Below are 20,202 nucleotides of genomic sequence, written 5' to 3'. Positions count from 1 at the left end.
ACGCGCGCTACCCCGACCTGCGCGTCGTGATCAGCACGACCGACCGCTTCGTCGACCTCGTGGCCGACGGCATCGATTGCGCGGTGCGGGTCGGCGTGCTGTCCGACACGTCGCTCGTCGCGCGGCGCGTCGGCGAGATGGCCCAGATCAACTGCGCGTCGCCCGCCTATCTCGCGCGCCACGGCACGCCGCGCTCGCCGGACGAGCTGCCGGACCACGTCGCGGTCGGTTATTTCTCGAGCCGAACGGGCCGCGAGCTGGACTGGGAATATGCGGACATGGATTCGGGCGAGCTGCACGCGGTGAAGATGCACAGCGTCGTGTCGGTCAACAGCTCGCAGGCGTATCTCGCGTGCTGCCTCGCGGGCCTCGGGCTGATCCAGGCGCCGCGCGACGGGCTCGCGCCGCTGCTCGCCGACGGCTCGCTGGTCGAGGTGCTGCCGGAATGGAATGCGGCGCCGCTGCCCGTGTCGGTGGTGTTCCCGACCGGCCGGCATCTCGCGCCGCGCGTGCGGATCTTCGTCGACTGGCTCGCGGAAACGCTCGGCGGCATGCACCGGGCGGACTGACGGCGGCCGTGCCGGGGCGCTCGGCCCCGGCCCCGGCGCCCGGTCAGAACTTGTGGCGAATCGCGGCGCGCACCGAGAACTGGTTCGACGACGCCGACGGGCCGTCCGTCCCGACGACATAGCCGCCGTCGGCCGCCGTGCCCGTCTTGTCGCCGCCCACCTTCTGCCACGCGCCCTGCAGGTACACGTCGGTGCGCTTCGACAGGCTGTAGTCGGCCATCAGGCCGACCGTGTGGTACTTCGGCTTGAACGAACCGGCCGCCGCATCGTACTTGCCGTCCGTGTATACGTATTGCGCACCGAGATAGAAATCGGGCGTGAGCTGGTACTTGCCGTTGATTTCGAAGTTCTGGAACTTCGTCGCGGTCAGCCCGAGACCGGCGAACGTCGACGCCGGCAGGTAGACCGTCGATACCGGGTTCTTCACGTCGGTCTTCGTGTAGACGACGCCGACCGTCGCCGGGCCGAACGTGTAATTGACGCCGCCGCCGAAGATGCGCAGCCGGTCGGCGACGAAGTTCGCGTCGTCGGCCGCGATCGCGCCCGCGCTGCCGATGCCCGGGTTGTTCGCCTGCAGGTACGCGGCCGCGACCTGCAGCCCGGCCAGCGAATACTGCGCGCCGATGCTGTACTGGCGGTTGTTCGAGAAGCCCGTGCTGTTGCTGAAGCTGTACGTGCCGCCGAACGTCAGGCCGTTCCAGTCGGCGCTCGCGTACTTGACCGTGTTGTTGACGCGGAACGAGTTGTCCGTGTTGTCGTTGTCGAACGGGTGCGAGAACAGCGTGCCGCCCCAGTTGCCGTTCGCGGTCAGCGGCGCGAGATAGTCGACGACCGCATCGTACTGGCGGCCGAAGGTCAGCGTGCCGAAGCGCGACTCGGACAGCCCGACGAACGCCTGACGGCCGAACATGCGGCCGCCCTGGCCGAGCCGGCCGTTATTCACGTCGAAACCGTTTTCCAGCGTGAAGACCGCCTTCAGCCCGCCGCCGAGATCCTCGGTGCCCTTCAGGCCCCAGCGGCTGCCCTGCGCATAGCCGCTCGCGAGCTGGTAATTGGTCTTTCCGACCCCATTGACGTTGACGTTGTTCGTGTAATTGAAGCCTTCGTCGATCACGCCGTACAGCGTCACGCTGGTCTCGGCAAAGGCCGGCGCGGCGAAGGCAGCGAGCGCGGCGGCAAAAATGACGGGGTGCTTCATGACGGATCTCCGGAGCCGAGGGCCGGGCAGGCCGAACGCCCGGCGAATGTTTGAGCTGTTGTATGTGTGGCCCGCAGGGCGGACGACGCGGTGTGCGGCCGCGTGAGGACAAAATGGTGTCACGTCGTAAACCGTCCGTCCATCGGGTCCGGGGCGTCGCGTGCAAAGCGTTGCGCTCGTCCAACTGCCCGGTTGTGCCGACCGCCTGACCGGGCTTGTCGGCAGCGGCAGGCCGGCCCGCCATCCGCGTAAACCCGATGAGCATCGCATCGGTGGCACAATGCGCATCCGTTCGCCATTTCTTCACGAAGTCATGCTTCACCCCGACACCCGCGCGGCGCGTGCCGGCCGTGCCCGCGGCCCGCGCCGGAAGGCGTTCCGATGACCGCGCCGGCCCGGGCCGGCCGCTACGCCGAGCTCGATTTCTTCCGCGGCCTCGTGCTGCTCGTCATCGTCGTCGACCACATCGGCGGCAGCATCCTGTCGCGCGTCACGCTGCACGCGTACGCGCTGTGCGACGCGGCCGAGGTGTTCGTGTTCCTCGGCGGCTTCGCGACCGCCATCGCGTACAACTCGCTCGCCGAGCGGCACGACGAGGCCGCCGCGCGCCAGCGCTTCATCCGGCGGGCGTTCGAGATCTACCGGGCGTTCCTCGTGACGGCCGGCCTGATGCTGCTGATCACCGCCGCGCTGAACGCGTTCGCGATCGACGGCCCGAACATGCCGACCAACGACCTCGACGGGCTGCTGCACAAGCCGCTCGCCGCGCTGCGCGACATCCTGCTGTTCCGCCGCCAGCCGTACCTCGCGTCGGTGCTGCCGATGTACGCGTTCTTCGCGCTGCTCGTCCCGCTCGCGCTGCCGCTCGCCCGCACGCAGCCGTGGCTGATGCTCGCGTTCAGCGGATCGCTGTGGTACGCGGCGCCGCACGTCGCGCGCTTCTTGCCGACCGTCGAAGGCGCGCCGTGGGATTTCAACCCGTTCGCGTGGCAGTTCCTGTTCGTGCTCGGCGTGATCGCGCGCTGCCAGCCCGTCTACCAGACGCTCGCGCCCCGGCCGCAGGGCTGGCTGCTGACGGCCACGTCGCTCGCGATCGTCGCGGCCGGCGCGTACTATCGGCTGCGCATCGAACCGTTCCCGACCGATCCGTCGATCAAGCAGAACCTCGGCGCGCTGCGGCTCGTGAACTTCCTCGCGATCGCGTGGCTCGCCGCCAAGCTCGTGCACCTCGGCTGGATGAAGAAGGTCGCGCACGCGATGCCGTGGATCGGCACGATCGGCCGGCAGGGGCTGCTGTGCTTCGTCGCGGGCACCGGCATTTCGCTCGCGGTCGATTCGCTGCTCTACCAGGCGACCGAAGGCTATCTCGACGTGCCGCTCGGCCTGACCGCCGACGCCGTCGCGATCGGGCTGCTGTATCTCGTCGCCAAACTCTACGGGCCGCTCGTCGCGCGGCTGCCGTTCCGTTCGCGGCCATGACGCGCCGCGCCGTCACGCGCCGCTGCTACGATAGCCGGCGCCTCTCCTGAAACGATTCGCCATGCGCCGACTCGCCCTTCCGCTCACCCTCGCCCTCGCCCTGATCGCCGGCGCCATCGCCACCGCCCATGCCACGCCGCCGGCACAGGCGCCGGCTGCCGCGCCGGCGGCATCGCCCGCGCCGCCGGCCGTCCAGACGGCGACGACGCCGTCCGCCGCGCAGGAGCCGTCCGTCAATCCGGGCAGCAGCGTCGTGCTGCGCACGTTCCGCTCGGCGTCGCTGAAGCGCGACTGGTCGTACACGGTCTATCTGCCGCCCGGCTACAACCCCGAAGGCGCGCGCTACCCGGTGATGTACCTGCTGCACGGCAACGCGGGCAACGCGAACGACTGGGTCACGCAGGGCCGGCTGCAGGCCACCGCCGACACGCTGATCGAGCGCCACGACATCCCGCCCGTCGTGATCGTGATGCCGCAGGGCGGCACCGACTGGTACGTCGATCGCAAGGAGAAGATGCAGAGCGCGTTTCTCAACGACCTGCTGCCGGAAGTCGAAGCGCACTTCGCGGTGTCGAACCAGCGCGCGGGCCGCGCGATCGGCGGCGTGTCGATGGGCGGCTTCGGCGCGCTGCGCTTCTCGCTGCTCGAACCGGGGCTGTTCTGCGGCGCGATGCTGCTGAGCCCCGCGATCTATGCGAACGAACCGCCGCTCAATTCCGCCGCGCGCTACGTCGGCGTGTTCGGCGACCGGCAGTTCGATTCACGCGTGTGGCACGAACTCAATTACCCGGCGCTGCTGCGCGGCTATTTCGCGCGCAGCTGGCGCGTGCCGATGTTCATCGCGGCCGGCGACGACGACCTGACGATCCAGGCGGAATCGAGCGTGCTGTACACGCACCTGCGCCGCGCGCAGAACCCGGCCGAGCTGCGGATCGTCGACGGCGGGCATACGTGGGACGTGTGGCGCGGGTTGCTCGGGCAGGGGTTGAAGTATGCGCTGGAGTGTGTGAAGTGAAACGCGCCTGAGCGCGCCCGGCAAGGCGGCCGGCACGTATGCGCTGCCGGGCCGCCCCGCTTGCGTCAGACTTCCGCTCCAATCGTCTTCGCCATCCTGAGCGCCAGCGCATACCCGGTCAGCGTCGGATTGACCACCGACGAACTCGGGTGCACGGCCGTACTCGCGATGAACAGGTTCGGGTGATCGTGCGTTCGGCAATCGCGATCGACGACCGAATCGGCCGGATCGTTGCCCATGATCGTCGTGCCCATGATGTGAGAACTCGGCACCCACGCATGGATGTCGTTCACGATCTCGGTCGCACCGAACACCTGCTGGAAGTCGCGGTAATCGTCGAGCACTTGCGACGCCGCTCGCAACGAATAGTCGTACACGTCATAGTCGGTACGCGGCGTCGGCAGCCCGAGTGCATCCTTGCGATCGCTGAGCGTCACACGGTTACGCGGGTCGGGCAGGATCTCGACGTAGCTCGCGATCTTCAGGTAGCGCGCCGCGTCGTGGCGGATCCGCGCATCGAGCGCGTCGCCGACGACACCTTGCGCGATCAGCCGCCGCGTGACGATCTCGTTCGGCACGGTGTTGTCGAGGAAATGCCGGATCGCGCCGTGTTCGCGACGAAACGCGCCGTCGCGCCGCGTGTTGATGCTGCCCTGCTGGGTCGGGCCTCGCCCGGCCCACACCGGTTCGCGCGCGAGCATCGCGATCGCGCGGCCGGTGTGCCCCATCATGTTGCGGCCGACCTGGCCCGACGTGTTCGCAACGTCCGACATCAGCAGCAGCTTCGGAATCTCGACACCGTGCGCCGCGAGCACGAAGGTCCGCGCGGTCAGGCGCGTGCTTTTGCCATCCGGCGTCATGTAGTGGATCGCGGCGATCTTGCGCCCCTCGCCGCGCTCGATCTTGTAGACGACCGCATTCGTCAGCAGCCGCGCACCCTGCGCGACGGCGCGCAGCACCGGGCGATCGCCGGAGAATTGCGCGCCGATCGGGCAGATCGGCGCGCAGTTGTTGTTGCCGGCGCAGGTCGGCCGGCCCTCGTAGGGTCGCGTCGCGCGCGCGTTGGGTTCGTCGACGAAACGATGGCCGATCGTCGCGACCTTTTCCGCGACCCGCTGCGTCAGGTACGACCACGGCTGCTGCCGCATCGGGTACGGCTTCGAGCGCGGCGGGAACGGCGCCCCGCCTTGCCCGCTCTGGTCGTCGGTGTCCGAGCCCGACACGCCGATCTGCTCCTCCGCGAGCTGGTACCACGGCTCGAGCTCGTCATAACCGATCGGCCAGTCGCGCCCCTGCCCATACAGGCTGTGCAGCCGGAAATCGTTCGGCAGCATGCGCCACGTCGCGCCGCCCCAGTGCCAGGTCGTGCCGCCGACGAGCCGCAGGAACGACGGCTTCTGCAGCACCGGGCCGACGCTGTCGATGTAGCGATCGGAATAGCGGCCGGTGGACGACTTCGGCGCCCACGGCAGATCCGGGTACGGGCCGTTGTAATCCGACTTGTTGCCGTAATTGCGGAACGCGCGGACGAGCTCGGCCCGCTTCACCTCCGGCCCCGCCTCGATCACGATGACGGACTTGCGCTGCTGCGTCAGCGACTGCGCGACGGCGCCGCCCAGGATGCCCGCGCCGATGACGATGACGTCCGCGTCATAGGAACTGCTCATGATTTCGATCCTTGTTCGAAGGCTGCTCAACCGGCTTCGGCGGCCGGGCGCGCGGTCCAGTACTCGGGGCGCGCGCGGATGTAGGTCGGAATAACCGTGACGTCGCGGGTCGGCTCGAACATCAGCGCGGTTTCGTAGCCGACCATGCGCGCCTGCCCGCCGTGACCGACACTCCCGGTGTAGAAGGCCTCGATGATGGCCAGCGCCGCCGCGCGCAATTGCGGGGCGGCGACACCGAGCGTGCGCACGAACGTATCGAGCGGCTGCGTGCCCGAGTCGATCGCGACGGCAAGCGCGCGCAACCGCGCGGGGAATTCGCGATCCTGCTCGACGAGACCGTCGTAGACCGACTCCACATAGCGCGACGGAAGCGCCGAGCGACGCGTCAAGTACGCGGCCACACCGGCAAAGTCCCGCAGCGGCGCGGCCTGCGGTGCGGTCGCGGCGCGCGCGATCAGCATGCCGGCCGGCAACGCGACGGCAAGCGCCGCACCGGCCGACAGCTTCACGAGACGGCGACGCCGCGCATCCGGTTCGCCGGTCACATCGAAATCGTTCATCGCGTGCATCTCCTGTCAGTGGGCGGGCGCCGTGCGGATCTTCGCGACCTCCGCCGCGCTCACGCGAGCCCGGCCGTTGCCGAATCGTTCGCTCAGGTAGTTCACCAGCGTCACCACTTCGTCATCGTCGAGTTCGGTCTGGAACGCCGGCATGAAGTAGTGCGTGGTGCCGTTGTTCACGCTCGCGCCGTGCATGACGACCTGCAGCAGGTTCGACACGGTGGCGGTGCCGACCGCGCTGTTGGCGAACAGCGACGGGAAGAAACCGTCCGTCGTGCCGGCGCCCGTCATCCCGTGGCAGCTCGCGCAATGATCGAGGTAGAGCGACGCGCCGGCCGGCGTCCGGCCACCCGCCGCAGCCGCGGCGCGTATCGCGACGTAGTCGTCGGTCGGGCGCCCCTGGGTCGAACGCGGCGCGGTATCGGCGCCCGTCGCGGCGGCCACGGTCGACAGATACACGGCGATCGCGTTCAGGTCGCGTTCGCTCATCCGGCTGAAACTGTGCTCGACCGCCTCCGCCATCGGGCCGGCAGCCTGTGCCTTGCCCGGTACGTTGCCGGTGCGCAGGTACTGGACGATCTGCGCGGTCGTCCACGTGCCGATGCCCGCGTCGCGATCGTGCGTGATGTTGAACGCCTGCCAGCCGGCGAGCGGCGCGCCGGCGAGATAGCCGACGCCGGTTTCGTCGTAGGCCAGCTCCTGCATCCCGATGCCGCGCGGCGTATGGCAGGTACCGCAATGCGCGGCGCCCTGCACCAGGTAGGCGCCGCGATTCCATTCGGCGTCCCGCCCGGGTTTCGGCACGTACGCGCCTTCGCGCAGATACAGCGCATTCCAGATCTTCAGCGGCCAGCGCATGGTCAGCGGCCACGGGAAATCCGGCGCGCGATTCGGCTGACGCACCGGCGCGACGCCCTGCATGAAATACGCGTACAGGTTCGCAATGTCGTCGTCGCTGAACTTCGTGTACGACGGGTACGGCATCGCCGGGTACAGGTTGCCGCCGTCGCGCCGCAGCCCCTTGCGCAGCACGTTCGCGAAGTCCTGCTCCGAATAGTTGCCGATCCCCGTTTGCCGGTCCGGCGTGATGTTGGTCGAGTAGATGTCGCCCATCGGCAGCGGCATCGCGAGGCCGCCCGCGAACGGCTGGCCGCCCTGCACCGTATGGCACGCGACACAGTCCGCCGCGACGGCCAGCGCCTTGCCCGCGGCGATGCGATCGGCCGCCTGCCCGGCCGCCGACGCGGGGTCCGTCGCGATGAGGAAAAACACGACAAGCACGGAAAGGCCGGGCAAACGCATGGACATCGTTCCTGGAAGAATCCGGTGAGAAAAGCGGTTCTGCGCGCGCTTGCGATGCGGCCCTCTATTTGTACAGAGCAACCGGCTGCGTCGCGTGGCCGCACTATATCATCTTCTGTATCGATACACTAAATCGATACAGTTTCGCCGTTCGAGCAATAATCGATGAAGATCCGACGAGCGACGCGCGGTCCGTCATGCGATGCAATGCCGCAGGAACAGGCACGTCGCGCATTTCGACTACATTGCCGAAGTGGCGACGCCATCGGTCGTCGCCTGCCTCCCTACACCCAACCCGCAGGAAATCCAGCCATGTCTGTCTCGAAGAAATTCGCCGCCGTCACGGGCGCCGGCTCCGGCATCGGTCGCGCCGCGGCCATCGCGCTCGCCCGGGCCGGCTTCACCGTCGCGCTGCTCGGACGCACGGAGGCGTCGTTGAGCGAAACGCAGAACGCGATCCGCGCCGCCGGCGGCGACGCGCAGGTGTTTCCCGTCGACGTCACCGACGAAGCGTCGGTCGACCACGCGTTCGCGCAGATCGCGCAACGGTTCGGTCGGCTCGACGTCCTGTTCAACAACGCCGGTCGCAACGCCCCGGTCGTTGCCCTCGACGAATACGAACTCGACGTGTGGAACAGCGTCGTCGCGACGAACCTGACCGGCGTCTTTCTGTGCGCGCGGGCCGCATGGCGGCTGATGAAAACGCAGACGCCGCAGGGCGGCCGAATCATCAACAACGGCTCGATCTCGGCGCACGCGCCGCGCCCCGATACGATCGCGTACACGGCGACCAAGCATGCGGTGACCGGAATCACGAAGTCGCTGGCGCTCGACGGCCGCCGGTACAACATCGCGTGCGGCCAGATCGACATCGGCAACGCGGCCACCGCGCTCACGGAACGGATGACGCAAGGCGTCCCGCAAGCGGACGGCAGCCTGGCGCCCGAAGCGCGGATGGACGTCGCGCATGTCGCGAACGCAATCGTCCAGATGGCGAATCTGCCGCTCGACACCAACATCCTCACCATGACGATCATGGCGACCGCGATGCCGTTCGTCGGGCGCGGATAGCGCGCGCCGCGGCCCGGGGCCGGCCCACGCCCGACGGCAGCGTTCACGCCCGGGCCGCTATCGAACCGCCCCGTTGCGACGACGCTGAATGCCGGCGCGTGCAGGCAGCTTCAGTGAGGCAGGCTGATCGCCTGCCGTTCATCATCGAGCAGTTGCGTCAGCGAACCGTGCAACCGCTCAAGGCTGCGCGGCGGGAGGGCGAAGCTTGCCCAGCCGAGCCCGCTATGGCGCATCAACAGCACCACGCCGCCCTCCAGCGGATGGCGCTCGGCATACCAGCAAGGATCCATTTCCGTCACGAACTGCTGCGCATGCGGCGGACGTTCCGGCACCGCAGGCCGCATCGACGCGCGCAGCAAACTCAAGTACTGGATGACGGCATCCACATCTTCCGGATCGAGCACTGCCGCGCCCCGTTCGATCGACATCAGCACGACGAGCTTGCCGCGCTCCTCGATCATCTTGATGCTCAACGGTTGTGCCATTTCTGTCGTCCTTGCCGCGGTTACGTGATCCCATTATCGATCTCGGTACTCGTCTGCCGCCTGAAGATTTGTGATCCGCGCATGAATCTTTTTTTAGAAAATTTTCAGAAAACGCGCCGCGCCATCGCCTGTCGGGCTCCACTGCTTTCTAAACGAAATTTCATCCGGCCAGCGCTGTTTTTTTAGCGCCCCCCACCCGCGTGCCTTCCATAATGAATTCGCTGCCCGCCCCGGCAGGCGCGGCGCGATGCGTCGACGTAGCCGCTGAAGACGGACGCGCCCCCCATTTCCGGCAACTCCATTCCTCGCCGATCATGAACCAACTGCAAGCGATGCGTGTCTTCACGCGCGTGGTCGAGTTATCGAGCTTCAGCCTCGCCGCACGTCAGCTCGGCATGTCGGCCGCCGCGGTCACGCGCAGCGTCGGCATGCTCGAGGCCCATCTGAACATGCGCCTGTTGAACCGGACCACGCGCAGCCTGTCGCTCACCGAGACAGGCCGCGAATATCTCGACGGCTGCCGCACGATCATCGAGAAGCTCGACGAGATCGAATCGAATCTCGCGCAGGTCAATCGCGACCCGCACGGTACGCTGCGCATCGCCGCGTCGGCAACCTCGGTTGCGGCCGGGCTTGGCGCGCTGCTGTCCACGTATCGCATCGAGCATCCGCGCGTGCGCTTCGACGTGACGACCTTCGATATCCAGGTCGACATGGTGGAAGGCGGCTACGACGTGTGCTTCTGTGACGATCACCGCCTGGTCAACTCGACCTTCGTGTCGCGCACCTTGACGAGCGTGCGCGACGTGATCGTCGCCTCTCCCGGCTACCTCGCGCGCCACGGCACGCCGGTCGAGCCGGTCGAACTGAATACGCACTGCCTGCTGACGGTGTCGAACGGCGCCGCGCGCAACTGGGAGTTCTCGGATGTCGACGGTTCGTCGCGCATCTATACCGGCAATGCGCTGGCGTCGACCAGCAACACGATGGTGCGGATCGCGGCACTCAATCACATGGGCATCGCGCAATTGCCGCATCCGCTCGTGGCCGACGATCTCGCGAGCGGCACCCTGGTGCCGATTCTCGAACGCTACGACGTGAACGGCGGCCCGCGCCGCGTATCGATCCTCTACCCGAGCCGCAATTATCTGTCCACGAAAGTGCGCAGTTTCATCGACTACGTGGTCGATCACTATCGCACGCCCGAGCGCACCGCCATGCAGCTTGCCGCGGCCTGATTCCGCCGGATCGCGTACGCCATGGCCCACATCCTGACGATCGAAGACGATCCGCTGATCGCCGATCACATCGCGCACACGCTGCGTGCCGCGGGCCACCAGATCGACATCGCGCGCACCGGCCGCGACGGCATGGCCCGGGCGATGAGCGCGAACTACGACGTCGTCACGCTCGATCGCATGCTGCCCGACCTCGACGGGCTGACGATCCTCGCCACGATGCGCGGCGTCGGCCTCGATACGCCGGTCCTCGTGATGAGTGCGATGTCCGGGGTCGACCAGCGTATCGAGGGGCTGCGCGCCGGCGGCGACGACTACCTCGTCAAGCCGTTCTCGCTCGAAGAGATGTGCGCACGCATCGACGTGCTGATTCGCCGGCGGCCGCGCGGCGCGCGCGTCGAGACGGTGCTGCGCGCCGGCGAACTGGCGCTCGACCTCGTGCGGCGACGCGCCACGCTGGGCGCGCGCGAACTCACGCTGCTGCCGACCGAGTCCCGCGTGCTCGAATTCATGATGCGCAACGCCGGCCGCGTGCTCACGCGCACGATGATCTTCGAGGCCGTGTGGGGCTGCCGCTTCGATCCCGGCACGAACCTGATCGACGTGCACATCGGCCGCCTGCGCAAGAAGGTGAACCGGCCCGGCGCGGCGCCGCTGATCCGCACGATCCGCGGCTCGGGCTACATGCTCGGTTGAGTGCGCCCGCACCTTAAAACTTGTTTCATCTTTTTTGCGACCCGTTGTTAGGGGCTGCTCCGCAGAATGCGGTCAGCGGTTGCGCATCGGTGTTTTCCCGAAGATGCGCACATCCGGCTCTTCTTCACGACGCTTTTGAACGGAGCAGCACCTCATGCTGAAAATTGTCCGGCTCGCGCTCACGCGGCCCTATACGTTCGTCGTACTGGCGCTGCTGATCCTGATCGCGGGCCCGCTTGCTGCGGTCCGAACGCCCATCGACATCTTCCCGGACATCCGCATTCCGGTGATCAGCGTCGTGTGGAACTACGCCGGCCTGCAGCCGGACGACATGTCCGGACGCGTGATCACCTACTACGAGCGCACGCTCGGCACGACGGTCAACGACGTCCAGCACATCGAGTCGCAATCGTTCCGCGGCTACGGCATCGTGAAGATCTTCTTCCAGCCGACCGTCGATATCCGCACGGCGACCGCGCAGGTCACGTCGATCTCGCAGACCGTGCTCAAGCAGATGCCGCCCGGCACCACGCCGCCGCAGATCCTCAACTACAACGCGTCGACCGTGCCCGTGCTGCAGATCGCGCTGACCAGCAACACGCTCGACGAACAGAAGCTCGGGGATTACGCGGTCAACTTCATTCGGCCGCAGTTGCTGTCGGTGCCCGGCGTCGCGATTCCGACGCCGTACGGCGGCAAGACACGTGAGGTGCAGATCGACCTCGACCCGCAGGCGCTGCAGTCGAAAGGGCTGTCGGCGCAGGACGTCGCGCACGCGCTCGCGCAGCAGAACCAGATCATCCCGGCCGGCACGCAGAAGATCGGCCGCTTCGAATACAACATCAAGCTCAACAACAGCCCGCTCTCGCTCGACGCGTTGAACGACCTGCCGATCAAGTCGGTCGGCGGCACGACGATTTATATCCGTGACGTCGCCCATGTGCGCGACGGCTACCCGCCGCAGGGCAACATCGTGCGCGTGGACGGCCACCGCGCGGTGCTGATGAGTATCCTGAAGAACGGCTCGGCATCGACGCTCGACATCATCGCCGGCGTGAAGGCGAAGCTGCCGCTGGTCGAACAGACGCTGCCGCCGGGCCTGAAGCTCGTCACGATGGGCGACCAGTCGACCTTCGTGAACGGCGCCGTCAGCGGCGTGGCGCGCGAAGGCATCATCGCCGCCGCGCTGACCTCGCTGATGATCCTGCTGTTCCTCGGCTCGTGGCGCTCGACGCTGATCATCGCCGCGTCGATCCCGCTGGCCGTGCTCTCGGCGATCGCGCTGCTCGCGGCCACCGGCGAAACGCTCAACGTGATGACGCTCGGCGGCCTCGCGCTCGCGGTCGGGATTCTGGTCGACGATGCGACGGTGACGATCGAGAACGTGAACTGGCACCTCGAACAGGGCAAGGACACGCGCACCGCGATCGTCGACGGCGCGAAGCAGATCGTGATGCCGGCGCTGGTCTCGCTGCTGTGCATCTGCATCGTGTTCGTGCCGATGCTGATGCTCGACGGCATCTCGCGCTTCCTGTTCGTGCCGATGGCCAAGGCGGTGATCTTCTCGATGGTGTCGTCGTTCGTGCTGTCGCGCACCTTCGTGCCGATGCTCGCGCAATACCTGCTCAAGCCGCACGCATCGGCCGGTCACGCATCGGGCGAACTGGCCGCGGTAATGGACCCGCACGCGGGCCATGCCGGCGCACACGACGTCCCGCCGTCGCGCAATCCGCTGGTGCGCTTCCAGCGTGCATTCGAGCGCCGCTTCGAGTCCGTGCGCGCGTCGTACCGAATCCTGCTGGGCCTCGCGCTCACGCGCCGCAAGCCGTTCGTCGTCGCCTTCCTCTGCATCGTGGCCGCGTCCTTCCTGCTCGCACCGTCGCTCGGTCGCAACTTCTTCCCGACCATCGATTCCGGCGAGATCGCGCTGCACGTGCGTGCGCCGGTCGGCACACGGGTCGAGGAAACCGCCGCCGAGCTCGACCGCATCGAAAACACGATTCGCGGCGTGATTCCGCCCGCGCAGTTGCGCGAAGTGATCGACAACATCGGTTTGCCGAACAGCGGGATCAACCTGACCTACAACAACAGCGGCACGCTCGGACCGCAGGACGGCGACATCCTGATCTCGCTGTCGCGAGATCACGCGCCGACCGCCGACTACGTGCACACGCTGCGCGAACGCCTGCCGCGCGCCTATCCGGGCACCACGTTCTCATTCCTGCCCGCGGACATCGTCAGCCAGATCCTCAACTTCGGCGCACCGGCCCCGGTCGACCTGCAGGTGGCCGGCCCCAACCAGCAGGCCAACCTCGCTTATGCGCACGAGCTGTACCGCAAGCTGCGCCTGATCGCGGGCGTCGCCGACCCGCGCATCCAGCAGGCCAGCACCTATCCGCAGTTCACGGTGACGGTCGACCGCACGCGCGCCGACCAGCTCGGCATCACCGAGCAGGACGTGACGAACTCGGTGGTCGCGACGCTGGCCGGCACCAGCCAGGTCGACCCGACCTACTGGCTCAACCCGCGCAACGGCGTGTCCTATCCGATCGTCGCGCAAACGCCGCAGTACCGGATGACCACGCTGTCGGCGCTGCAGAACCTGCCGGTCACCGGCGCGAACGGTCAGTCCCAGTTGCTGGGCGGCCTGGCCACGATCACGCGCGGGGTCGGCAACGCGGTGGTGTCGCACTACAACATCGAGCCGCTGTTCGACATCTACGCGACCACCCAGGGGCGCGACCTCGGCGCGGTCGCGACCGACATCGACGATGTCGTCAAGGCCACCGCGAAGGATCTGCCCAAGGGCTCGACGGTCACGCTGCGCGGCCAGGTGCAGACCATGAACGGCGCGTTCGCCGGCCTGCTGCTCGGCCTGGTCGGCGCAATCGTGCTGATCTACCTGCTGATCGTCGTGAACTTCCACTCGTGGGCCGACGCATTCGTGATCGTCTCGGCACTGCCGGCGGCGCTGGCCGGTATCGTCTGGATGCTGTTCACCACGCATACGCCGCTGTCGGTGCCGGCGCTGACCGGCGCGATCCTGTGCATGGGCGTGGCCACCGCCAACTCGATCCTCGTCGTCAGTTTCGCGCGCGAGCGTTTGGCCGAAACCGGCAACGCGCTGGCCTCCGCGCTCGAAGCCGGTTTCACGCGGTTCCGCCCGGTGCTGATGACCGCGCTCGCGATGATCATCGGCATGGCGCCGATGGCGCTCGGCCTCGGCGACGGCGGCGAGCAGAACGCGCCGCTCGGCCGCGCCGTGATCGGCGGCCTCGCATGCGCGACGATCGCGACGCTGTTCTTCGTTCCTGTCGTATTCAGCCTCGTGCACCGGCGCGATGCGCTCAAGCACGACGCGTCCCGCGCTTCCTCCCCTTCCGCGTCCGGAGCTTCCCATGTCCACTGAGATCGATATTAAGTCGCCGAAACGGCTGCCCAACCTCAAGCTCGTCGCCACGATCACCGCGCTGATCGCGGTCGGCATCGTGGCGACCGGCATCGTCGGCCGCGCGCACGCGAAACAGGAAATGGCGACCTGGTCCGCCGAACAAGCGGTGCCGACCGTGGTCGCGTACACGCCGTCGACCGGCGGCGACGGCGCGACGCTCGTGCTGCCCGGCCACCTGTCCGCATTCGAGAGCGCGCCGATCCACGCGCAGGTGTCGGGCTACCTGCATGCGTGGTACACCGACATCGGCGCGCACGTGAAGTCGGGGCAACTGCTCGGGCTGATCGATACGCCCGAGCTCGACCAGCAACTGCAGCAGGCGCGCGCCGACCTGCAGAGCTCGCTCGCCAACGAGAAGCTCGCCGCGTCCACGGCCGCGCGCTGGACCCGGATGCTCGCGCAGGATTCGGTGTCGCAGCAGGAAACCGACGAGAAGACCAGCGACCTCGCGGCCAAGCAGGCGATCGTCGCGGCCAACGAGGCCAACGTGCGACGCCTCGACGCGCTCGAGGCGTTCAAGCGCATCGTCGCGCCGTTCGACGGCGTCGTCACCGCGCGCAAGACCGACATCGGCCAGTTGATCTCGGCCGGCGGCGGCGCCGGCCCGGAATTGTTTGCGGTGTCCGACGTCCACCGGATGCGCGTCTACGTGAGCGTGCCGCAGAACGAGGCCGCCGCGATCCGGCCCGGCATGACGGCCACGCTGACCGTGCCGGAGCATCCGGGCGAGACCTTCCGTGCGACGCTCGCCGACACCGACGACTCGATCGCCGACTCGACCGGCACGCTGCTCGTGCAGTTGATGGTCGACAACTCCGCAGGCAAGCTGATTCCCGGCGAATACACCGAGGTGCATTTCGCGCTGCCGGCCGGCAGCACCCACGCGCTGACGATTCCGGCCAGCTCGTTGATCTTCCGGCAGGCCGGCCTGCAGGTCGCCGTGGTCGGCAAGGACGATCGCGCGATCTTCAAGCCTGTGACGATCGCGACCGATCTCGGCACGCACGTACAGATCGCGACCGGCCTCGCGCCGGACGACCGCGTGATCGACAATCCGCCCGATTCGCTCGCCGATGGCGACCCGGTCAGGCTCGCGGCGCCGGCCCGCACCGTCGCATCGGTCGCGCGCGATACGGAGCGTGCGCATGGCTAACCGGCTTCGGCTCTGCGCGATGCTCGCCGGCGTCGCGTTCCTGTCCGCGTGCTCGTTCGCGCCCGCCTATCACGCGCCGCAAACGGCGCTGCCCGCCAGCTTCAAGGAAGCCGGCGGCTGGCAGGCCGCGAAGCCGGCCGACCACATCGCGCGCGACGGCTGGTGGAAAGCGTTCCGCGATCCCGTACTCGACCGGCTCGAAGCACGGGTGGCCGCGGCCAACCCCGACGTGGCCGCGGCCGTGGCCCGCCACGACGAAGCGGCCGCGCTGTTCGATCAGGCACGCTCGGGCCTCTTCCCGACCATCGGTCTCGGCGCGCAGATCTCGAGCAACCGCCAATCGGCCACGCGGCCGCTGCGCGGCTCGAACCAGCCGAACGTCTATGGCGACAACACGCTCGACGCTGGCTTCGACTACGACCTCGACCTGTGGGGAAAAGTCCGCAACGAAGTCGCGGCCGGGCGCGCCGATGCGCAGGCCAGCGCCGACGATCTCGCGTCGGTGCGGCTGAGCCTGCAGGCCAGCCTAGCCAGCGCGTACTTCAGCCTGCGCGGGCTCGACCAGCAGCAACAGTTGCTGGCCGACACGATCGACACGTATCAGCGCGCGCTGCGCCTGACGATGAGCCGGCACGCGGGCGGCATCGCGTCCGATCTCGACGTGTCGCGCGCGCGGACGCAGCTCGATTCGGCCCGCGCGTCGGCCGAGGACGTACGGGCGCGACGCGCGCTCTACGAGCATTCGATCGCGACGCTCACGGGCGTACCAGCGTCGTCGTTCGCGCTGACGCCGGACCTGAACGCGGCGTATCTACCGACGATCCCGGCCGGCATTCCCGCGACGCTGCTGCAGCGGCGCCCCGACGTCGCGGCGGCCGAGCGGCGCATGGCCGCCGCCAACGCGAAGATCGGCGTGGTGCGCGCGGCGTTCTTCCCCGACGTCACGCTCGGGCTGGTCGGCGGCTACCAGAGCTCGGGCCTCGGCCACTGGCTCCGCGCGCCGAACGAGATCTGGTCGATCGGGCCCAGCCTCGCGCTGACGCTGTTCGACGGCGGCCGGCGCCAGGCGCTTACCGACCAGGCGCGCGCGCAACTGGCCGAGAACGGCGCGAAATACCGCGCGGTGGTGCTCGACGCGTGCCAGCAGGTGGAAGACAACCTCGCGCTCACGCATCACCTCGGCGACGAAGCCGATCGCGAACAGGAAGCGCTCGACGCGGCCGAACGCACGTTGCAGTTGTCGATGTCGCGCTATCGGGACGGCGTCGTCAGCTATCTCGACGTCGTGACGGCGCAGACCACCGAGCTCAATACGAAGATCGCGATGCTGGAGCTGGACACGCGTCGACAACTCGCGGCGGTGGGCTTGATCGCCGCGCTGGGCGGCGGATGGTCGACCGATGAAGCCCCACCCGGTACGCAGGCACCGGCCGCGACGATGGCTAGTTCAGCGAACTGAATCCCTTGCGACATGACGAGGCGTGTCGCATTTCAAGGCACCCGTCGCGATGACGGGTGCCGTTTTTTACATCAGCCCGGCCGCTCAGAACTTGTGACGGATACCGGCCGCGACGACGGCCTGACGATCGTTGCCTGACGCGGCCAGGTTGAAGATCCCCGCGTGGCCGAGCACCGCAACGCCGTCCGCACCCGTCACGCGCTGATACACGCCTTCCAGATAGAGGTCGGTGCGACGCGACAGCGCATAGTCGGCCTGCAGCATGAACTGGTTCCACTTCGGCGCGATGCCGCGGCCCGCATCGTCGAAGCGCCCCTGCGTGAACGTATAGGCGCCGCCCAGCGAGAGGGCCGGCGTGAGGAAGTAGCGCCCGTTCAGTTCGTAGTTGCTGAAGGTCAGCAACTGGCCGTTCACGCGGCCGTACGCGCCGCCCTGCGACAGCTCGCGCGGGTCGTTCAGGATCGTTCTGGTGTAGACGAAGCCGATCGCGGCATGGTCGAACGCATAGTGCGCGCCGGCGCCGAACGTGCGCCAGCGGCCGCCGGTCAGCATCGCATCGCCATCGGCGCTGCTCAGCGACCCGCCGGTGTTCTGCGGCGCGTCGACGCCGCCCGGCTGGTTCGACTGCAGGTACGCGACGGCGAGGTCGACCGGGCCGTTCACGTACTGCGCACCGACGCTGTACGCGTTGTCGTTGCTGAATCCGCCGCCTTGATTGCTGAAGCCGTACGCACCGCCGAACGTGAAGCCGCCGTAGTTCGCACTGCGGAACTTCACCGCGTTGTTCATCCGCGTGTCGTTGGCGAGGTTGTCGTTGTCGTACGGATGATCGACGAGGTTGCCGCCGAATCCCGACCCCGTCGCCGACAGCGGCGCGACGAAGTCGACCAGGAAATCGTACTGGCGGCCGAGCGTCACCGTACCCCACTGGCGGCTCGCGAGGCCCACCCACGCCTGGCGGCCGAATTCGTCGCCACCGTTGCCAAGCTTGCCGTTCGCGACGTTGAAGCCGTTCTCGAGGGTGAACACGGCGGCCAGCCCGCCGCCGAGATCCTCGTTGCCGCGCAGCCCCCAGCGCGACGTGCTGACGTTGCCGCTCTGGACACCGTAGACGGGCCCCGCGCCCGCGGCCGATTTCTGGTTGCTGATGTAGTCCAGGCCCGCGTCGATCGTGCCGTACAGCGTCACGCTGCTCTGCGCATGCGCCGCGCTCGCCAGCAGGCAGGCGACCGCCGCCGGAATTGCCAGATATTTCTTCATGATGGTTTCGTTGGAGTGGATCGGTCTGCTCGCATCGCCGGCCCGGGGCAACATGGCCGCTCGTGCGCGATGCGATGGCGCCCAATTTAGGCAGCGGGCGTGACAGCGCCGTTATCGAAACGGCCCGAAACATGAAACCCGCTTCATCCTAGCGACATACCGGTTTCACGTCCGCCGCGAATGCGCGCCGGTGCATGAATTTCTTTTCACGTTGCGTATGCCGATCCGCTAACGCCCCTCCTCTATGCTTGTCCTCAACCCGTGCACGACGCCGCTATCGACACGCCGCACCGGGGAGATGCCCATCCAATCATCATGAGGACTCCAGACATGAAAACCGCCAACATCGTCGCCGCCGCCATGCTTGCCGCAATCGGCACGCTGTCCGTTCCCGCGTTTGCGCTGACCGGCAGCCAGCCGATGCGGATGTCGCCCGCCGCCACCAAGGACGGCGCGCCCGGCACCCAGGCCGCCGGCCAGTGGGTGCCGCCCTACGGCCAGCCGATCCACGAAAAGACGCGCGCCGAGGTCCACGCCGAACTCGTGCAAGCCGAACAGGACGGGCAGCTCAAATACCTGAACTCCACGCTCTATTCGCATTGATGGGGGCGACCGTGCGGCCGGGCGCGATGCCCGGCTCGCGCCGCCAGCGGCGGCGCCTGTCCCCCGAATGGCTCGCCGTCCATGAAGCTGCTTCCGTTGCTCGCTCGTTCCGCCCGTCTCGCGCTCGTCGCGATTGCCGCCGGCGTCATGTTGTCCGCCTGTGCCGCCGCGCAGCCGGACGGCCCCGGCGACTGTGTCGGCCCGCCCGACTTCTGCATACCGTTCTTCGGCTCGTAAACGCATGACGGGCGCGCTGCCATCGGCAGTGCGCCCGTCAGTTCATTGCGCGGCCGAAACCGCGCGTTCATGCGTCCGGCAGCGTCACCTGGTAGCCATAGCGGCTCACCGTATCGATCCGGACGTCGGGCAGATGCCGCGCGAGCTTGCGGCGTAGCCGCGACACCACGAGATTGACGCTCGACGGATCGACATCCTCCTTGTCCTGCCAGACGTACCGGATCAATTGGTCGCGCGGCACTGGCGCGTTCGGATGGCGCATCAGGCATTCGAGCAACAGGAATTCCCGGCGCGTCACGGCGAGACGCAGTTTGCCGTCCGCGAGTTCGCGCGCCAGTGTCTCGACCGCGGACACCCCTGCGATCGAACGGCCCGCCTCGCGCGGCCCGGCCAGCCGCTGCAACGCCTGCAGGCGTTCGTGCAGCTCGATGAACGAATACGGTGCGCAGAAACACGCATCGGCGCCCGCGCGCAGCATATGGATGCGTTCGCGCGCCGACGCGTCGCCGATCAGCACCACGAGCGCGGCGCCGCCGCCGTCGGCCACGAAACGCGGCAGCATCGCCCTCAGCGCGACATCACCGCCGGGCTCGAACGCGGTCGCGACGATCGCGTCGAAAGCCTCCTGCGACGCAAGGAACAAGCCGTCGCGCAGATCGTCGGCGCGCGGCACGCTGTGCCCGCTTTCCTGCAGCGCCTTGTGCAGCCACGACGCTTCCGGATGCGGCGAAGTCACGAGCAGGATGCGCATCTCAATCG

At 67.8% G+C, this 20,202-nt stretch carries 18 protein-coding genes; 11 read left to right on the top strand and 7 right to left on the bottom strand.

Going from position 1 to position 20,202, the window contains the following annotated elements; genetic code table 11:
• Window positions 1-569 (top strand): LysR substrate-binding domain-containing protein (locus JMF86_RS19455; protein WP_236593021.1); only part of this gene is annotated, 569 nt, incomplete at its 5' end.
• A 43-nt stretch (window positions 570-612) separates the two neighbouring features.
• On the opposite strand, the gene JMF86_RS19450 is transcribed toward JMF86_RS19455, so the two are convergent.
• Window positions 613-1,767, bottom strand: coding sequence for a porin (locus tag JMF86_RS19450; RefSeq protein ID WP_011547514.1), 1,155 nt, complete (start codon window positions 1,765-1,767; stop codon window positions 613-615).
• Window positions 1,768-2,148: 381 nt separating this feature from the next.
• On the opposite strand from JMF86_RS19450, the gene JMF86_RS19445 reads away from it, so the two are divergent.
• On the top strand, window positions 2,149-3,246 hold the full coding sequence (locus JMF86_RS19445) for an OpgC domain-containing protein (RefSeq protein ID WP_011547513.1): 1,098 nt from the start codon (window positions 2,149-2,151) through the stop codon (window positions 3,244-3,246).
• Between the two features lie 61 nt (window positions 3,247-3,307).
• Window positions 3,308-4,261, top strand: a complete 954-nt coding sequence (locus JMF86_RS19440; RefSeq protein WP_011547512.1) for an esterase family protein — start codon at window positions 3,308-3,310, stop codon at window positions 4,259-4,261.
• 65 nt (window positions 4,262-4,326) lie between these two features.
• On the opposite strand, the gene JMF86_RS19435 is transcribed toward JMF86_RS19440, so the two are convergent.
• Genes JMF86_RS19435 through JMF86_RS19425 form a run of 3 tightly spaced genes read right to left on the bottom strand, consistent with a single transcriptional unit; the run spans window position 4,327 to window position 7,790 of the window.
• A complete protein-coding gene (locus JMF86_RS19435) occupies window positions 4,327-5,928 on the bottom strand; it encodes a GMC family oxidoreductase (protein ID WP_011547511.1) in 1,602 nt (533 codons plus the stop codon).
• Between the two features lie 26 nt (window positions 5,929-5,954).
• Window positions 5,955-6,488: a sugar dehydrogenase complex small subunit gene (locus tag JMF86_RS19430; protein ID WP_011547510.1), complete on the bottom strand. Its 534-nt coding sequence runs from the start codon at window positions 6,486-6,488 to the stop codon at window positions 5,955-5,957.
• A 15-nt stretch (window positions 6,489-6,503) separates the two neighbouring features.
• Window positions 6,504-7,790, bottom strand: a complete 1,287-nt coding sequence (locus tag JMF86_RS19425; protein ID WP_011547509.1) for a cytochrome c — start codon at window positions 7,788-7,790, stop codon at window positions 6,504-6,506.
• A 312-nt stretch (window positions 7,791-8,102) separates the two neighbouring features.
• Between JMF86_RS19425 and JMF86_RS19420 the strand changes: the two genes are divergently transcribed.
• On the top strand, window positions 8,103-8,861 hold the full coding sequence (locus JMF86_RS19420; RefSeq protein WP_011547508.1) for an SDR family oxidoreductase: 759 nt from the start codon (window positions 8,103-8,105) through the stop codon (window positions 8,859-8,861).
• A 110-nt stretch (window positions 8,862-8,971) separates the two neighbouring features.
• Here JMF86_RS19420 and JMF86_RS19415 read toward each other — a convergent pair whose 3' ends face one another.
• Entirely contained in the window at window positions 8,972-9,346 is a 375-nt protein-coding gene (locus JMF86_RS19415) for a hypothetical protein (RefSeq protein ID WP_011547507.1), read from the bottom strand.
• Window positions 9,347-9,660: 314 nt separating this feature from the next.
• On the opposite strand from JMF86_RS19415, the gene JMF86_RS19410 reads away from it, so the two are divergent.
• The 5 genes from JMF86_RS19410 (at window position 9,661) to JMF86_RS19390 (ending at window position 17,343) form a co-directional block, all read left to right on the top strand.
• On the top strand, window positions 9,661-10,584 hold the full coding sequence (locus JMF86_RS19410; protein ID WP_011547506.1) for a LysR family transcriptional regulator: 924 nt from the start codon (window positions 9,661-9,663) through the stop codon (window positions 10,582-10,584).
• A gap of 21 nt (window positions 10,585-10,605) precedes the next feature.
• Window positions 10,606-11,280: a response regulator transcription factor gene (locus tag JMF86_RS19405; RefSeq protein WP_011547505.1), complete on the top strand. Its 675-nt coding sequence runs from the start codon at window positions 10,606-10,608 to the stop codon at window positions 11,278-11,280.
• Between the two features lie 154 nt (window positions 11,281-11,434).
• Window positions 11,435-14,689: an efflux RND transporter permease subunit gene (locus tag JMF86_RS19400; RefSeq protein WP_011547504.1), complete on the top strand. Its 3,255-nt coding sequence runs from the start codon at window positions 11,435-11,437 to the stop codon at window positions 14,687-14,689.
• Window positions 14,679-15,884 (top strand): efflux RND transporter periplasmic adaptor subunit, encoded by a 1,206-nt coding sequence (locus JMF86_RS19395; protein WP_011547503.1) that lies wholly within the window; start codon window positions 14,679-14,681, stop codon window positions 15,882-15,884. The genes JMF86_RS19400 and JMF86_RS19395 overlap by 11 nt, the downstream gene beginning before the upstream one ends.
• Window positions 15,877-17,343: an efflux transporter outer membrane subunit gene (locus JMF86_RS19390; RefSeq protein WP_011547502.1), complete on the top strand. Its 1,467-nt coding sequence runs from the start codon at window positions 15,877-15,879 to the stop codon at window positions 17,341-17,343. The genes JMF86_RS19395 and JMF86_RS19390 overlap by 8 nt, the downstream gene beginning before the upstream one ends.
• 84 nt (window positions 17,344-17,427) lie before the next feature.
• On the opposite strand, the gene JMF86_RS19385 is transcribed toward JMF86_RS19390, so the two are convergent.
• Window positions 17,428-18,603 carry a porin gene (locus JMF86_RS19385; RefSeq protein WP_041489380.1) on the bottom strand — a complete coding sequence of 392 codons (1,176 nt, stop codon included), beginning with the start codon at window positions 18,601-18,603 and terminating at the stop codon, window positions 17,428-17,430.
• A 330-nt stretch (window positions 18,604-18,933) separates the two neighbouring features.
• Between JMF86_RS19385 and JMF86_RS19380 the strand changes: the two genes are divergently transcribed.
• Together JMF86_RS19380 and JMF86_RS19375 are read left to right on the top strand one after the other, a co-directional pair.
• Complete coding sequence (locus JMF86_RS19380; protein ID WP_011547500.1) at window positions 18,934-19,206, top strand: DUF4148 domain-containing protein; 273 nt, start codon at window positions 18,934-18,936, stop codon at window positions 19,204-19,206.
• An 81-nt stretch (window positions 19,207-19,287) separates the two neighbouring features.
• Window positions 19,288-19,443, top strand: coding sequence for a hypothetical protein (locus JMF86_RS19375; RefSeq protein ID WP_166488165.1), 156 nt, complete (start codon window positions 19,288-19,290; stop codon window positions 19,441-19,443).
• Between the two features lie 67 nt (window positions 19,444-19,510).
• Here JMF86_RS19375 and JMF86_RS19370 read toward each other — a convergent pair whose 3' ends face one another.
• Window positions 19,511-20,194 (bottom strand): response regulator transcription factor, encoded by a 684-nt coding sequence (locus JMF86_RS19370; RefSeq protein ID WP_011547498.1) that lies wholly within the window; start codon window positions 20,192-20,194, stop codon window positions 19,511-19,513.
• Window positions 20,195-20,202: the final 8 nt, after the last annotated feature.

It is taken from the genome of Burkholderia sp. E168m15 (assembly GCF_016586105.1).
GTDB lineage: Bacteria > Pseudomonadota > Gammaproteobacteria > Burkholderiales > Burkholderiaceae > Burkholderia > Burkholderia orbicola.
The sequence above is the reverse complement of the archived record's forward strand: the minus strand, read 5'-3'. Positions and strand labels throughout refer to the sequence as shown.